Here is a 14,515-nt window from a genome sequence, read left to right on the forward strand (position 1 = left end):
TACAATTTTGATAAATAAAAGAGGTAAACGTTGAAATGGTCGGGTATGTTGGAGGTCTATTTTAAAAACGAAGAAAATAAGACAAAAAATACGTGCCAAAAATAAACTACGATGATGCAACTAACTGTGAACATTAAAAAAGGGACAATACAAGTTGAATGGAATCATGAAGAAAAATAAAGAGGTAAAAGTTACAATAATGAAGACATAACTAAGGAATGTAATTGTTCAATGGAACTGTAGCTATTCACGAATGTCCAGGTTAGTTCGATACATATATAAGTAGGTTAGTTAAAGAAAGAACAAATTAATTTTAAGGTTATTTTTGGAGGAGATAAGCAATGAGGGCACCTTATCAAGTTTTGGTATTTCCTTATACAATCACTGATCATTCTATTGAATATGCAATTTTAAGAGAAGTGATTATGGATATTGGCAGGGATTAGCTGGTGGTGGAGAAGAGGGTGAGAATCCTATTGAATCTGCTAAACGAGAAGCATTTGAAGAGGCTGGCATTACAAGAGATTATCCATATATTGAATTAGATTCTATTTCTTCACTACCAGTAGAAGATGTAGTGGGGAATTTCCTTTGGGAGAAAACGTTTATGTATTAAAAGAATTTTCTTTTGGAGTTAAAGTTCCTACAAAAGATATATCTTTATCCAAAGAGCACCTTAACTATAAATGGTTATGTTTTGAAGAGGCAGTAACACTTTTGAAATGGGATAGCAATAAAACGGCGTTATGGGAATTGAACAAAAGATTAGTTAATCAGTTGAACACCAAACAAAGTTTATGAAAAAAATATTTAAGCTAACGAGTGCTTTGTTTGAAGAACAAGGAATTGCAAAGGTATTAACGTAGCATAGTATTGAAGAATTAATTAAATAAAAAACAAGCCTGCTCAAATTAACGCATAAGCTGGCTTGTTTTTTATTTAATTAATAGTGGTTATAAAGATTTCAAATTACTGTGGTTTTACTTCTATTGACTCTAGATAACGATAAAGTGTTGATTTACTTATACCTGTTTCATTCTTAATATCCAATAATGTGTTTCCAGACTGATACATCTCAATTGCCTTTTTTATATTTTCATCTGATTTCTTAGGTCGCCCAATTGATTTTCCTTTTGCTTTTGCTTCAGCCATTCCCAAAGTAGTTGATTGCTTTACGATATCACTTTGAAATGTTAAAAAGAATTGTAAAACTTGCTCTAGTGGCATTTCAAGAATTTGTGTGGACGTAATATTTTCCTCCATAAAATGAATTGTTACTTGATCTCTTTTACAAATTTTTAGTAGGTCTTCTAAATGCCTAGTTGTATCCGCAATGCTAAAGAAACGAAGTACCTGAATGGTATCGTTTTTTTCTATAGTCATGAGTAATTCTTCAAGAACTAATCGCTTTTTCGCACGACCATGATTTTCAGTAAATAGATGGTCACAATTCTTTAAAGCAGCAGTTTGAATTTGCATATCCTCATCATTAAATAAGGGTCGTTGATAACCATAAATCATATAATTTCACTCCATTTTAGTTCCGTAAAGGTTCCTTTTGGGAAAAGTGTGCTATGATATTCAAAGATTATATTTTAGTAAAGAAGGAGAATATCATGCAAAGTTTAAAGCAACAATGGCTTGGTAATGTGCGTGGTGACATCTTGTCAGGGATTGTCGTTGCCTTAGCACTTATACCAGAAGCAATTGCCTTTTCTATCATTGCTGGTGTCGATCCAATGGTCGGCCTTTATGCGTCATTTTCTATTGCTGTTATTATAGCATTTGTTGGGGGAAGACCGGGAATGATTTCTGCCGCAACAGGAGCAATGGCACTCGTGATTGCAGATTTGGTGGCAGACCATGGGTTACAATATTTATTAGCAGCAACCATTTTAACAGGAATTATTCAAGTTTTATTTGGTGTATTTGGAATTGCTAAGCTCATGCGTTTTATACCAAATTCGGTCATGATTGGCTTTGTTAATGCACTAGCAATCTTAATTTTCATGGCTCAAGTACCACACTTTTTTCGAGAAGGGTATATAACGTATATATTCATCGTGGTCACATTATGTATCGTATACATTTTACCTCGATTCATTAAAGCAATACCTGCACCGTTAATTGCGATTATTATGTTAACGGCTGTAACATTCATTTTTAATTTTGAACTAAAAACGATAGGAGATCTAGGTGCAATTTCACAGAGCTTACCGCATTTTTTCATTCCAGACGTACCATTTAATTTTGAAACGTTAGTAATTATTTTCCCTTACGCACTAGCATTAGCGCTTGTTGGGTTAATGGAATCACTAATGACCGCACAAATTGTTGATGATATGACGGATACAAAATCCAATAAAAATATTGAGGCACGTGGACAAGGAATTGCAAACATCGTTAACGGTTTCTTTGGTGGTATGGCAGGATGTGCAATGATCGGACAGTCGATGATTAACGTAAAATCAGGTGGTCGAGGACGCCTATCAACACTTGTGGCTGGGATGTTCCTAATGTTCTTAATCCTGGTACTTGGCAACATCGTGGTCGATATTCCAATGCCAGTACTTGTAGGAATTATGATCATGGTAAGCATTGGTACATTTGATTGGGGATCGTTTAAATATATTGTCAAAGCACCTAAAAGTGAGGCATTCGTTATGCTTGCAACCGTAGCTGTAGTTGTCTATACAGATAACTTGGCGATTGGAGTTGTATTGGGCGTAATTTTAAGTTCTTTATTCTTTGTTGCAACGATTTCAAAGGTACGAATACATCAAGATAACGATAAATTTATTGTAGAAGGTCCTTTATTCTTTGCGTCTACTCAAAAATTTGTTCAAACAATTGAAGCAGTTAAGGATGATATCGTTACAATCGACTTAACAAGTAGCCATTTATGGGATGAATCAGCAGTTGGTGCTGTCGTAAAAGTCGTTACGAAATTAGAAGAGCAGGGGAAAACTGTGAAAGTCATTGGCATGAATCCAGCGAGTGAAAAATTATATAACCAATTATTAAATGTAGGTGTATCACATTAAGGGGGATACTTTATGTATAAACATATTTTATTGGCTGTTGATGGTTCTGAGAATTCAGTGCGTGCCGCAAAAGAGGCAGTCAAAATTGCTTCTGAGAATTCACTGATTGAAATGGTGTATGTGGCAGATTTTGAAAAGGCAAAAACAGAAGTGTTACATGCTGTATCTAGTGAAAGTTTATTATTAGAACGTAAACGAAAGGTAGCACTAGTAGAAGAAGTTTTAAGAGTTGCTGGGAGTAACTTCAAATTAACGATTTTACATGGTACACCTGGTCCTATAATTGTGAAGTATGCAAATGAAAAGCAAGTTGATCTAGTTATCATTGGTAGCAGAGGCTTAAATACTTTACAAGAGATGGTGTTAGGAAGTGTAAGCCATAAAGTTATGAAACATGTTCATTGCCCAGCTTTAATAGTGAAATAGCATGCTATAGTGATTCATAGAAAATGGGGATATTATGGGAAAATTTAACTTATGTATGAAAAATTCACGGGTAGCCATCGTAGTTTTATATAAAAGATTGATCATTTATAATAAAGTTTGTTTAAACATCCTGTATCGATATGCAGGATTTTTTGTTTAACAAACGGGGCAGTTTAGTACAAAAATTTTTAGGATACTATAAGAAATATATCTGCAAATTGAGACTAGGGATGATTAAAATTACTGAAGAATTATTACGTGAATACCTGTTTTAACAGGGAAATCTAGTTGAATGGTGTTTAAAACCTCTTAATCGAAGCAACTATTTAATTGTTCCAATAATGTGTTGTACTATGATTCTAAGCAAGCTTTGATATCATTAGGAGGCATACAAACGAATCCAGGGATATAGCCCAATTACATTGCTTGCTGTTATTCAATTATTGGGCAAGTACTGTAATAGAATGCTGAAATTGTGGAGGAAAAAAATGAATAAAACGGAGAGGCAGCTTGCGATCACGCTTGAATTACAGCGAAGCAAAACATTGAGAGCAGAAGATTTAGCTTCTCAATTTGAGACAAGTGTACGTACGATATATAGGGATATTCAAGCACTAAGTGAGGCTGGGGTTCCCATTTTAGGTGCCCCTGGTCAGGGTTATTCCTTAATGGAAGGATATTTTCTACCCCCGGTTAGGTTCACAGCAGAAGAGGCTGTCTCCCTGCTCATGGGAGCTGATTTTATCGAGCAAAGGTTGGATACAGATTATGGTATTAATGCAAGGTCCGCTAAACGCAAAATCGAGGCTACTTTGTCGGAGTCAGTTCGTAACGAGTCAAGGCTTGTTCGGGAAACAATGCGACTGCTTCATATAGGTGAGCAGTCAACTGAAGAGCGGGTAAAAACGTATCTTAATCAAGTTCGCGATGCAATTTTGAAACAGTGCAAAATCAGTTTTATGTATATTAAAAAAATGCCAGGAACAGATGGGAATCGGAAAAATAAACGTGTCGTCTCTCCATATGGATTAACACTTGTCCATGAAAATTGGGTTTTACTAGCATACTGTGATATGAGGCAAGAAATGCGTCATTTCCGCTTGTCCCGGATGTCCGAGCTTTCTGTGTTGGAAGATCAATTTCTTCTACCAAATGATTTTGACCTAAGTAGCTATCGGCCACCTGACAATCGAGATGAAAGAATAATAATGAGGGCAAACCCCGAAATTGCCGACAAAATCATTGAGGCAGTAAATTTTTATATTGAATCTATTGAGGAGCGGAAGGAGGATGTAATCTTTCAATTTCGTGTTCGGTATCCAGAGGAACTATTACAGCATTTACTTGGCTGGGGCGGAGATATCGAGGTGATTGAGCCGAAGTCTTTACGCTTCAAGATTCGGGAAGTAGCGAAAAAAATTCTAGAACACTACTGACATACACCTGTCAGTAGTGTTCTTTTATACTGTGACTATACCAAGATGAAGAGGAGCTGCTTGAAGGATGAAAAGTACAAAGGAAGTATTGAAGTCATTTGAACTTACAGTAGAAAGATATTTGGCAGAACTGACAAAACTCAATATTGATAAAATACATAGAAAGCTGAACGAAGAAGATTGGTCCATAGGACAGATGTATGTACATTTAATTCAATCAGCTTTCATGCATCTACATAATGTCGAGCAATGTTTAGCTGGTAGCGAATCGACATTGAACCCAGCGAAGGAAAAAACTGAGCAGGGTAAGATTGTTTTTAAACTAGAACAATTTCCTGCTGTTCGTATTAAGGTCCCTGCTTCGCCAAACTATACTCCGCAACCACCAGAGAGCATGGAGCAATTGGTAGAAGGACTTCACAGTGTAGTGGAACGGATGAGGAATACGGAATCAGTTCTACTTCAAGTGCCTGTAAGTAACAAGATACTTCATCCGGCGTTCGGTGCTTTAAACGCGCAGGAATGGTTTATGTTGATTGAAATGCATTACAGACATCATTTTTTACAACTGGATCGGTTGAAAAGTTTAGTATTTGAAGAGTAGGGGGATGCATCATGTCGAATATAACAAGTCAGAAAAGCAGATATTGGATTGGCGTTGTATCCGCTTCTCATGTGAATTTAGCCATAGAAGGTGGTTTTGCACAGTTATGTCACGGTAAGGTAGCACCTTTGCGTAAAATGTCTCCAGGTGATTGGCTGATATACTATTCCCCTCGCACAGACATGTCCAAAGGGAAGCCAGTTCAAGCATTTACTGCTATTGGTCAGGTTACGGATAACGGTGCTTACAAACATCAAGTGTCGGAGTCGTTTGTGCCATTTCGCAGAGATATGCGTTATATTCCTTGTCGAGAAGTTAAGATTGCACTGTTGTTAAACCAGCTCACTTTTACGCGTGGAAATCGCAATTGGGGGTTACCATTCCGTCGAGGTCATTTTGAAATTGGAGCTGAAGATTTTATGACAATCGTTACTTCGATGTTAGATGGTGAGGAACAGGCATTATCCGAGATCCTTAAACACTGATTGTAAGTTGTGAACAGTTTCACTTAAACTTTAGAGTGCTTTAGTTAGATAACAATATTCAACAATTGGACGCTATTGTTGAATAGCGTTCTGTTCTTCTGAATTCACGAGACGAGGATTGTTAAGTAAATAAGAACAAATTAAAAGCGGTCCTCCACAGATTAGTTTGTGGAAGGCCGCCTTTATTATAAAAACAGTCACCATTTATAATTGTTCATCTTGGTTCACTTAACCATATAGATGTAAAATAAAAGATCTATTTAGCTTACGGAGCTTTGCGCAATGATTGCACGAATCAGAAATCAGAAAATTTATGACTTCACCATACAACAAGCATTCCACCAATCCATGCGAACTTGCAGCGGAATACAAGGTACTTGAGATTCATCATTCTCGATTGATTATTCATAGTTAGCGATATTAAGTAATTCAACTAAATCGCCTTTGACAAGTTCGTATTCTCTTGAGTTAATGTTAACCATACCATCTTTTGAAATTAATATATTAATTGGATTAGTAGTATCGTCGTTATTAGTGAAAACTATTTTGTAATAAGAGTTAGAGACATCCATACTTTTGAATAAAGTTCGTTTTGCTTCCCAATTATTCAAAATGCTGCGTACTTCGTTATATAATTCATCGTCTTTGTTTACGATAAATATATTTTTGTTATCTACACCACCGTTCATTTCCCAAACGGAAATGCTATCAACAACTTCTTCAAATTTATCAGTGTTTGTAATGAGTTCATCTCCAAAATTCTTTGTTCCATATTCTGAATAAAATAGAATACCAGTTATACAAAGGACAAGAATAATTGCGACAATTGCTAATTTAATTCGTTTACTTCGCATAATATAGCCCCTCCCAAGTTGTAAAAATATGTGTCTTCCGTTTTATTTTACAAAATTTTAACATAAAAGCAAAAAAAACTTATTTACATTTTAACAAAAATCAAGGGATTAGTTTTTAAAGTTGTCGCGTTTTTATCGACTTTTAATCTCTAAAGCTCAATGTTTACACAAAATATAAAAGCAAGATTTTTTCTTGTTCCACAATCGTGCCATATTGTTGAATAAGGGTTTTGGAGAAATTAGGAGGATTAATATTGAGAATAATCTAAAAAATTAGTTTATTATTAGTTCAAATTAAAGTGCTTGAGTCGTGGTGGTAATAATTGGTGTGTGATATGAGTAACAGAATATTGTTTGAAGGTTCTATAACCGGGCGCATTTCTGCAGAAAAAAATGCGTCTACGAAATAAAAAGGGCCATGTGTTTATGGATAAAGTATAAATTATAGGGGGTATTTTATGTTTGTAGTAAATGTAGAAGGGGCTATTCGTCGCAATGAGAAATGGCTTTTAATCCGTAGAAGTGAAAAGGAGGAGCATGCTGGTGGAGGTCTCTCATTAGTAGAGAGGTTCTTGCACATACGGAACTACCTTTATTTCTAAAAGAAAACATTAAACTTGCAGAGAAAATACTACAAGATAATATGCAGGTGAAATATTAGTTATACATTTTCCATAATAGGGCGCGATAGTGGAGTAACACATGTAGAAAACAATCAAACTTTTTTATAAAAACCTAACTTAAAACTGCTAAAGAAAAATCCCTTTTGATCAATCTTTTTCAAAAAGGGATTCTTCTTATTTAACGTAAAATAAAGGTTTGTGAGGTGTTTTTGCTCAAACTTTATTTCAAAGCAACGTCAAATTGGATAAAAATCTGTTGCAATTCAAAACATTAAATCATAATATAAGAATATAGTTATATACGAATTAATTCACCTTTCTAATTATATAAGGAGTGCAGATAAATGGAAAATACACTAATTGAAAAACAACTAAAAGCAGCTGCAGATTTAAACCGCATTAAATTACTTGCATGCATGAAAAATGGGGAGGTATGTGTATGTGATTTTGTGGATGTGCTAGGAATATCACAACCAGCCGTTAGTCAACATCTTCGAAAATTAAAGGAGGCAGGCATTATTACGGAACGAAAAGTAGGGACTTGGAAACATTACCGTTTAGTGGAGGATCAAACGCCATTGATGAAGGGCATCTTAGAACAAATTCAGCCTTTAAAGGGTTGCAACTGTGGCACAGATTGTTGCCATGTAGGGGGAAATATAAATGAGTAATGATTCTTTAACCAAGCAGCTATCTTTTCTAGATCGTTACCTTACCTTATGGATATTTGTTGCTATGGGAATAGGTGTTTTATTAAGTTTGACAATGCCTAATATTGGAGAAGCATTAGAGGCCATGTCTATTGGCACAACATCCATACCGATTGCTATCGGGTTAATTGTCATGATGTACCCACCATTAGCGAAAGTAAAGTATGAAGAGATGTGGCGTGTGTTTAAGGATTGGAAAGTGCTTTTACTTTCTCTTTTTCAAAACTGGTTACTCGGACCGTTCTTAATGTTCTTTTTAGCCATCCTCTTCCTGCACGATTATCCAGAGTATATGGCTGGACTGATTATGATTGGTTTAGCTCGTTGTATTGCAATGGTGATTGTATGGAACGATTTAGCACGTGGAGACCGTGAATATGTAGCTGGTTTAGTTGCGTTTAACTCCATCTTTCAAATCGTGACTTATTCAATTTTTGCTTACTTTTTCTTAAATGTATTACCTGGTTGGTTTGGTTTAGAGAATTTCCATGTATCCATTTCTATGTGGGAGATTACTAAGAGCGTACTTATATACTTAGGTATCCCGTTTGCTGCAGGGTTCCTCACACGTTGGATAGGGATTAAAACAAAAGGGAAACATTGGTATGAGGAAAAGTTCTTACCGAAAATTTCACCTCTAACTCTAATTGCACTGCTGTTCACGATTGTGATGATGTTTGCTTTAAAGGGTGAGCAATTAGTAGAACTGCCACTTGATGTAGTGCGAATTGCTATTCCATTATTTATTTACTTTGTGATCATGTTTGCTGTGTCATTCTTCTCTTCCCGTAAAGTAGGGGCATCTTATCCTGTCACAGCAGCTCTTTCTTTTACAGCTGCAAGTAACAATTTTGAGCTAGCGATTGCGGTTGCAGTTGGTGTGTTTGGCCTGCATAGTGGCGTGGCATTTGCTGCTGTTATTGGTCCACTTGTAGAAGTACCTGTTCTCATAGGACTTGTATGGGTGGCCCTACGTTGGCAGAAAAAATACTTTAAAACCATTAAATTATAAGGAGCAATTACTATGACAAATACACTTTATTTCTTATGTACAGGAAACTCATGTCGAAGTCAGATGGCTGAAGGATGGGCAAAGGAATTACTACCTACCAATTGGACAGTTAAAAGTGCGGGTATTGAAGCAAATGGTGTAAACCCGAATGCTATAAAAGCGATGGCCGAGGTAGGCATCGATATTTCGAATCATACATCAGATGTAATTGATACTGAGACATTAAACAGTGCAACGTTAGTTGTCACGTTATGTGGGGATGCAGCAGATAAATGCCCGATGACACCTCCTCACGTTCGTCGTGAGCATTGGGGATTTGAAGATCCTGCGAAAGCGACAGGTACAGATGAAGAAAAATGGATTGTATTCCAAACTGTACGTGATGCAATTGGAAAACGGATTGAGCAATTTGTAGCTGAGCAGCTGTAATACTTCTGTTAGCAAATATTCAATCTGTTGAATGGAGGATACGATAATGACAGTTAACCATGCTAGCGTATTAACAAAAGATTATTTTATCGCCTATTTAAAGTTAATTATGAATAGTAGAGACTACACTTTGAAACAGGCTAAAGAGTTCGCTTTTGATTTCTTCTTTAAAGGAGATATGGATCGTTACGGCACTTCGACATGTTTGCAATTTGAAAAAGCTATAAAAGAAATTGATAAAATCATGTGTGAAATTGAAGTGTGTTCATAACTATTACAAAAGCTTAAATAAATTGCGTCTAGCTAACTGATAGACGTAAAAAAATATATTTTATATAAGAAAATGCTTATATAGAGAAAAGTGGAGAAATTTATATGAAAACACTAAAAGTAATCAACCAAAATCAATCTTGTTGTACTACAACCAAGGATATTGAAGTACAGGAGAGTGTTAATATCCCAAATAAGAATTTACCGATTGTCATAATTGGTGCAGGTCCTATCGGGTTAGCTACTGCTGCTCATCTAGTAGAGCAGAACCAGTCATTTATTTTACTTGAAGCTGGCAATGAAATAGCACACAATATTCGTACTTGGGGTCATGTCACATTATTTTCTCCATGGCGTTATAACATCAATAAAGCTGCTAAATCATTATTAGAGGGGTCTGATTGGATAGAACCTAACTTAGAAACAATACCTACGGGGCATGAATTAATAGATCTTTATTTAAAACCTTTAGCAGAGTTAACACAAATAAAACCAAATATCCGATTGAACTCAAAAGTAGTAGGTATATCAAGACAATTAAATGATAAAATGAAATCAAAAAATCGATTCAATCAGTCCTTTAATATATATGTTGAAAAAGAGGATGATATCGATATTATTGAGGCGAAAGCAGTTATTGATGCAACAGGAACATGGGGAAATCCAAACCCAGCAAATTCTACAGGTGTATGGCTGCAAAATGAAAAAGCATTAGCAGATCACATTGAGTATGGTATTCCAGATATAAATACGAACCCTAAGAGATATGCAAATAAGAAGGTTGCTGTCATTGGTGGTGGTCATTCAGCGATCAATACCTTATTAGCTTTGGCTGAATTACAAAAAGATAATCCTGCAACAAAGCTTGTGTGGATTATGCGTAAAAAATCTGTAGAAGAGGCCTATGGCGGTGAGGAAAAAGATGCGTTGGCAGCACGTGGCGCACTGGGTATTCGCATCCATGAGTTAGTAGATACAGGAAAGATTGAGGTAGTAACACCTTTCTATATTTCACAAGTGAAAAAAGAAGAGAATATCCATGTTGTAGGTACTAGTAATGGAGAACAAAAAGTACTTACAGGATTCGATGAACTTATTGTTAATGCAGGAAATCGACCTGATTTTACCATGAACAATGAATTGCGTTTATCTATCGATACAGCTACAGAAAGTGTGCAAGCATTAGCGCCCTTAATTGATCCTAATGAGCATAGTTGTGGCACAGTAAGGGCGCATGGAGAAGAAACACTACGACAACCAGAAAAGAACTTCTACATTGTCGGTGCAAAAAGTTATGGACGCGCACCTACATTCTTAATGGCCACAGGCTACGAACAGGTTCGTTCCATAACAGCTTATTTATCAGGAGATGAAGAAGCGTCGAAGCGTGTGGAATTAGAATTACCAGAAACAGGTGTATGCGGTATAAATCTTACTGATCCATCAAATTCATGTTGTTAAAAATTTGACTGTTAGCGCAAGCTAGCAGTCCTTTTAACTAAGGGGGAAATGGGATGGACACACTAATTATTCGTAAAATGGAAAAGAAGGATTTACAAGAGGTATTAAAGATTTATAAAGAGGGAATCGAAACAGGGATGGCAACTTTTGAAACAATAGTGCCAAGTGAACAGAGGTAATGGTAAGGTAAAAATAGTTAAAATTGTTTGAAATATCTATCTGATGTTATATAATAGAAAATAAAAATGTCTAAATTTAGAAATAGAGGAATTAAAATGTATATTTTTGAAAAAGTAAGTGGGAAAATTTATGCATCACTTTTTCTTGTTCTTGTGACATTTTCTTGTTTAATTTTAACACAGAAGCAAGTGGTAAGGATTCGATTGATTCCAACGCAGAGAATTTGGTAGAATTAAAGAAAGAGAAATTCAATATTACTAACGATGACTCATATAACTTGGTTCACATCCGTGAATTGTATGGTTTGGATGATACTGTAATTGCACATTACTACAATATATATGTTAATAAAAAATTAACAGGCTTTGTTTTAGCTGCCAATGACGAAAGATTAGATGCCATTTTGGAATTTGGCAATTTCGATGAAAATATTGATACAAAGTATGGAGAAATCTTAGAGAAAAACACTAATCAAAAGGCATTCTATTTAGGACTTGATGAAATAGAGTTTAGTGATTCAGGAGAGTCACTTAAAGCAAAATTGAACGATAGACTAAATGGAATGGTAAAGAAAGCTCAAGAAGCTAAGGATTTCGAGGGTGCTAGAGAACTTCAAAGATATAAATTTGGACTTCAATACAAGCAAAAGCAAGATCAAATTCAAACGAATGAGGTTTCCACATTTTCAGAAAATACTTTAGATATTACTCCGTTGGGCGTTATAGGTCCAAAAGAATTACCTATCACAAGAGTGTGGCAGAGATTGACGAACGTTGCCAATCCCGATTCATCGTGTGGACCTGCTACTGGTGCAATGATCACCAACTACTATAAAACTCAAGGTTATTCTGTTAGAGACTATAACTACTATTCATATTCAAATGCAAATCTTATAAATCATTTATATTTTGATATGAATTCATCTTTATGGGGTACTAATGCATATTCTTTTGCAAATGGTCTAAAACTTCACTTAAATCATGACATGACAGGATGGAACTATAATTCTAGTGGTGCACCAACATTTGGAGGTATCCAAACAGCGATAAACGGTAATAATCCTGTTGGAGCAGTATGGTTATTACTTAGTGGAGAAAACTACCATTGGAGACTAATACATGGTTATGACACTGAAGGTGGAAATTATGTAGGTTATAAAGATCCAGACGGTGGACAATATAATACATCTACTAATTATGTAAGTTGGACAAGTATATCTGATAAAATCAATACAGTTTACATGAGTAGATAATTTAAAGATTGTGAGGGGGAAAAGTGAATAAATTATCATTGTTTTTTATTCTTTAAACATTATTGTAACTTCTATCGCCTTTTACTTGATTAATTTTTAAACTGAACCAGTTTTGATAGGTAGTTCAGAGAATAATATTAGTAATGGTAATCCAGGACTCTTTCCTTTAGTATTTTAATCCCGTTCTTGATAGTTTCGATTATTGGTACATTTAAAATTGCATATTCTTTTGCTAAAAGAACTTTCAAGACAATGCAATATAAAATAATAATTATATTTTCATTCCTTCTTTCGAGTATTATATATTTCTTTACTTTTAAAGAAGCAAGAGAATTTAGATTATTAGTCTTTGAAAATAATGATTCAGTTACTAAAATAACTCAAATTCCATTACTTAACACATATTCAAATAATATCTTCTTTAATGGATGGACATTACTTGCGTTACTATTTACCACTGTTTTTATAGCTTATTGTTTCGCATTAGTTAAGCAAAGAGATTAATTTTTAAACAAGATGAATAAATGAAGCGTTGATCCAAATGGATTAACGCTTTTTATGTGTGCCCGGCATGTACAACAACTCGATGGTAAAAGTCCATACAGGCTTGGCAGTAGGATCTGTTAGAAAAAGACAGGGGTGTCCATGGCGACGTGGAATCTGGAGGTAATAAGACGCAAACTCTCAAACTGTTGAACAGAAATCAGATAGAAGGCTAGCTTGGGATGGATAAACTTGCATAACAAAGCGAAGTCTAATACTGTTCGAATCCCATACAGTAAATCTGGCGGTTAGTTATATGAGAGGAAAGTGGTTGTGCTTACCCGAGGAGGTCTCTTTAATTGCCATTTCTGCTGGAGGACCAAGTGGAATCTTTTTTGCTTCTAATTATCCAGAACGTGTAAGAAGTCTTACTCTACAATCGGCCGTAACGAAACAATGGCTTACATCTAAAGATATGGAATATAAAGCAGCCAAAATTTTATTTCGTCCTACTATAGAAAAATATATTTGGAGAATAATTAGTCACTTAAGTAACCGATTTTCCGAATTTATGTTTAAACAAATGGCCTCTTCTTTTAGTAAACTTCCTTATATTGAAGTAGCCGCTCAAATTACTGATGTTGATATTAAGATGTTTCGTAAAATGAACAATAGATAACGCTCTGGATATGGTTTTATGATCGACTTATCACAAACTGGAACAATTTCTGCAGCTGATTTATGCTCAATTAAGTGTCCTACATTAATTTTACATAGTATAAATGATAGTGCTGCACCTGTTGAACATGCTTATCATGCACAACATAACATCACAAATTCGAAACTTTGTATTCTTCAAAATTGGGGTCATTTAATTTGGCTCGGGCATGATTCTGAAAGAATGTATGATGAATTAATAAAATTTTGATTACCTGTTAACAATTTAAAATAATTACGATTAATATCTTTCTATCTAAATGTAGAGCAAAAAGAATCAATGGCTTTCTTTTTCTGTTCAAACTCAACATGGGTATAGACTTGAGTTGATGTAATACTTTCATGACCAAGAAGTTCTTGAAGTGTTCATAAGTCAACGTTTTCTTAATTTTGTTGCCACATCAGTGTCGCAAATGTATCGCAATCGTATTAAACAATAATTATTATCTGTACAAAATCATCCCATTATCGTAAAAAAGGAGAGTTATCGTTCACATGAAAATTATAAGGAACTTGAAAATTACAAGTC

16 protein-coding genes and 2 pseudogenes are annotated in these 14,515 nt (G+C 35.1%); 16 read left to right on the forward strand and 2 right to left on the reverse strand.

The genetic code is table 11. The annotated features are described in order from the left end of the window. Window positions 1-341: 341 nt before the first annotated feature. A pseudogene (locus HXV90_RS03990) lies at window positions 342-801 on the forward strand (NUDIX hydrolase). A 168-nt stretch (window positions 802-969) separates the two neighbouring features. Here the strand turns inward: HXV90_RS03990 and HXV90_RS03995 are convergent. Further along, window positions 970-1,521: a recombinase family protein gene (locus HXV90_RS03995; RefSeq protein WP_112118614.1), complete on the reverse strand. Its 552-nt coding sequence runs from the start codon at window positions 1,519-1,521 to the stop codon at window positions 970-972. A 92-nt stretch (window positions 1,522-1,613) separates the two neighbouring features. Between HXV90_RS03995 and HXV90_RS04000 the strand changes: the two genes are divergently transcribed. The 5 genes from HXV90_RS04000 (at window position 1,614) to HXV90_RS04020 (ending at window position 5,995) form a co-directional block, all read left to right on the forward strand. Then, window positions 1,614-3,044 carry a SulP family inorganic anion transporter gene (locus HXV90_RS04000; protein WP_269899017.1) on the forward strand — a complete coding sequence of 477 codons (1,431 nt, stop codon included), beginning with the start codon at window positions 1,614-1,616 and terminating at the stop codon, window positions 3,042-3,044. Window positions 3,045-3,056: 12 nt separating this feature from the next. Then, a complete protein-coding gene (locus HXV90_RS04005; RefSeq protein ID WP_269898440.1) occupies window positions 3,057-3,470 on the forward strand; it encodes a universal stress protein in 414 nt (137 codons plus the stop codon). Between the two features lie 488 nt (window positions 3,471-3,958). Further along, window positions 3,959-4,906, forward strand: coding sequence for a helix-turn-helix transcriptional regulator (locus HXV90_RS04010; protein WP_066036714.1), 948 nt, complete (start codon window positions 3,959-3,961; stop codon window positions 4,904-4,906). A 67-nt stretch (window positions 4,907-4,973) separates the two neighbouring features. Beyond that, on the forward strand, window positions 4,974-5,510 hold the full coding sequence (locus HXV90_RS04015) for a DinB family protein (protein ID WP_259950174.1): 537 nt from the start codon (window positions 4,974-4,976) through the stop codon (window positions 5,508-5,510). Window positions 5,511-5,521: 11 nt separating this feature from the next. After that, window positions 5,522-5,995, forward strand: a complete 474-nt coding sequence (locus HXV90_RS04020; RefSeq protein ID WP_259950173.1) for an EVE domain-containing protein — start codon at window positions 5,522-5,524, stop codon at window positions 5,993-5,995. A gap of 401 nt (window positions 5,996-6,396) precedes the next feature. On the opposite strand, the gene HXV90_RS04025 is transcribed toward HXV90_RS04020, so the two are convergent. Continuing rightward, window positions 6,397-6,849, reverse strand: a complete 453-nt coding sequence (locus HXV90_RS04025; protein WP_066036717.1) for a hypothetical protein — start codon at window positions 6,847-6,849, stop codon at window positions 6,397-6,399. A 458-nt stretch (window positions 6,850-7,307) separates the two neighbouring features. Here HXV90_RS04025 and HXV90_RS04030 point away from each other — a divergent pair. The 10 genes and pseudogenes from HXV90_RS04030 to HXV90_RS23480 form a co-directional block, all read left to right on the forward strand. Further along, window positions 7,308-7,412, forward strand: a pseudogene (locus HXV90_RS04030) (DNA mismatch repair protein MutT); the annotation flags it as partial. A 404-nt stretch (window positions 7,413-7,816) separates the two neighbouring features. Then, window positions 7,817-8,143, forward strand: coding sequence for an ArsR/SmtB family transcription factor (locus HXV90_RS04035; protein ID WP_048395856.1), 327 nt, complete (start codon window positions 7,817-7,819; stop codon window positions 8,141-8,143). Beyond that, a complete protein-coding gene (gene arsB, locus HXV90_RS04040) occupies window positions 8,136-9,194 on the forward strand; it encodes an ACR3 family arsenite efflux transporter (protein ID WP_269898441.1) in 1,059 nt (352 codons plus the stop codon). Before HXV90_RS04035 ends, arsB begins: the two co-directional genes overlap by 8 nt. Window positions 9,195-9,206: 12 nt before the next feature. Continuing rightward, window positions 9,207-9,623, forward strand: a complete 417-nt coding sequence (arsC, locus tag HXV90_RS04045; RefSeq protein WP_269898442.1) for an arsenate reductase (thioredoxin) — start codon at window positions 9,207-9,209, stop codon at window positions 9,621-9,623. Window positions 9,624-9,669: 46 nt separating this feature from the next. Further along, entirely contained in the window at window positions 9,670-9,894 is a 225-nt protein-coding gene (locus HXV90_RS04050) for a hypothetical protein (protein WP_269898443.1), read from the forward strand. 104 nt (window positions 9,895-9,998) lie between these two features. Next, window positions 9,999-11,354 (forward strand): FAD-dependent oxidoreductase, encoded by a 1,356-nt coding sequence (locus HXV90_RS04055; protein WP_269898444.1) that lies wholly within the window; start codon window positions 9,999-10,001, stop codon window positions 11,352-11,354. 53 nt (window positions 11,355-11,407) lie between these two features. Beyond that, window positions 11,408-11,533, forward strand: coding sequence for a GNAT family N-acetyltransferase (locus HXV90_RS04060; RefSeq protein ID WP_269898445.1), 126 nt, complete (start codon window positions 11,408-11,410; stop codon window positions 11,531-11,533). A 164-nt stretch (window positions 11,534-11,697) separates the two neighbouring features. Then, complete coding sequence (locus HXV90_RS04065; RefSeq protein ID WP_269898446.1) at window positions 11,698-12,786, forward strand: C39 family peptidase; 1,089 nt, start codon at window positions 11,698-11,700, stop codon at window positions 12,784-12,786. A 799-nt stretch (window positions 12,787-13,585) separates the two neighbouring features. Beyond that, on the forward strand, window positions 13,586-13,948 hold the full coding sequence (locus tag HXV90_RS04070) for an alpha/beta fold hydrolase (protein ID WP_269898447.1): 363 nt from the start codon (window positions 13,586-13,588) through the stop codon (window positions 13,946-13,948). A gap of 18 nt (window positions 13,949-13,966) precedes the next feature. Next, window positions 13,967-14,197 carry an alpha/beta hydrolase gene (locus tag HXV90_RS23480; RefSeq protein ID WP_269898448.1) on the forward strand — a complete coding sequence of 77 codons (231 nt, stop codon included), beginning with the start codon at window positions 13,967-13,969 and terminating at the stop codon, window positions 14,195-14,197. The last annotated feature ends 318 nt before the right edge of the window (window positions 14,198-14,515 follow it).

The sequence above is a fragment of the Lysinibacillus sp. JK80 genome (assembly GCF_027557635.1).
GTDB lineage: Bacteria > Bacillota > Bacilli > Bacillales_A > Planococcaceae > Lysinibacillus > Lysinibacillus capsici.

Coding starts and splice junctions, on each gene's coding strand:
- HXV90_RS03995 (WP_112118614.1), bottom strand. CDS start 1,521: ATGATTTATGGTTATCAACGACCCTTATTTAATGATGAGGATATGCAA.
- HXV90_RS04005 (WP_269898440.1), top strand. CDS start 3,057: ATGTATAAACATATTTTATTGGCTGTTGATGGTTCTGAGAATTCAGTG.
- HXV90_RS04010 (WP_066036714.1), top strand. CDS start 3,959: ATGAATAAAACGGAGAGGCAGCTTGCGATCACGCTTGAATTACAGCGA.
- HXV90_RS04015 (WP_259950174.1), top strand. CDS start 4,974: ATGAAAAGTACAAAGGAAGTATTGAAGTCATTTGAACTTACAGTAGAA.
- HXV90_RS04020 (WP_259950173.1), top strand. CDS start 5,522: ATGTCGAATATAACAAGTCAGAAAAGCAGATATTGGATTGGCGTTGTA.
- HXV90_RS04025 (WP_066036717.1), bottom strand. CDS start 6,849: ATGCGAAGTAAACGAATTAAATTAGCAATTGTCGCAATTATTCTTGTC.
- HXV90_RS04035 (WP_048395856.1), top strand. CDS start 7,817: ATGGAAAATACACTAATTGAAAAACAACTAAAAGCAGCTGCAGATTTA.
- arsB (WP_269898441.1), top strand. CDS start 8,136: ATGAGTAATGATTCTTTAACCAAGCAGCTATCTTTTCTAGATCGTTAC.
- arsC (WP_269898442.1), top strand. CDS start 9,207: ATGACAAATACACTTTATTTCTTATGTACAGGAAACTCATGTCGAAGT.
- HXV90_RS04050 (WP_269898443.1), top strand. CDS start 9,670: ATGACAGTTAACCATGCTAGCGTATTAACAAAAGATTATTTTATCGCC.
- HXV90_RS04055 (WP_269898444.1), top strand. CDS start 9,999: ATGAAAACACTAAAAGTAATCAACCAAAATCAATCTTGTTGTACTACA.
- HXV90_RS04060 (WP_269898445.1), top strand. CDS start 11,408: ATGGACACACTAATTATTCGTAAAATGGAAAAGAAGGATTTACAAGAG.
- HXV90_RS04070 (WP_269898447.1), top strand. CDS start 13,586: ATGAGAGGAAAGTGGTTGTGCTTACCCGAGGAGGTCTCTTTAATTGCC.
- HXV90_RS23480 (WP_269898448.1), top strand. CDS start 13,967: ATGATCGACTTATCACAAACTGGAACAATTTCTGCAGCTGATTTATGC.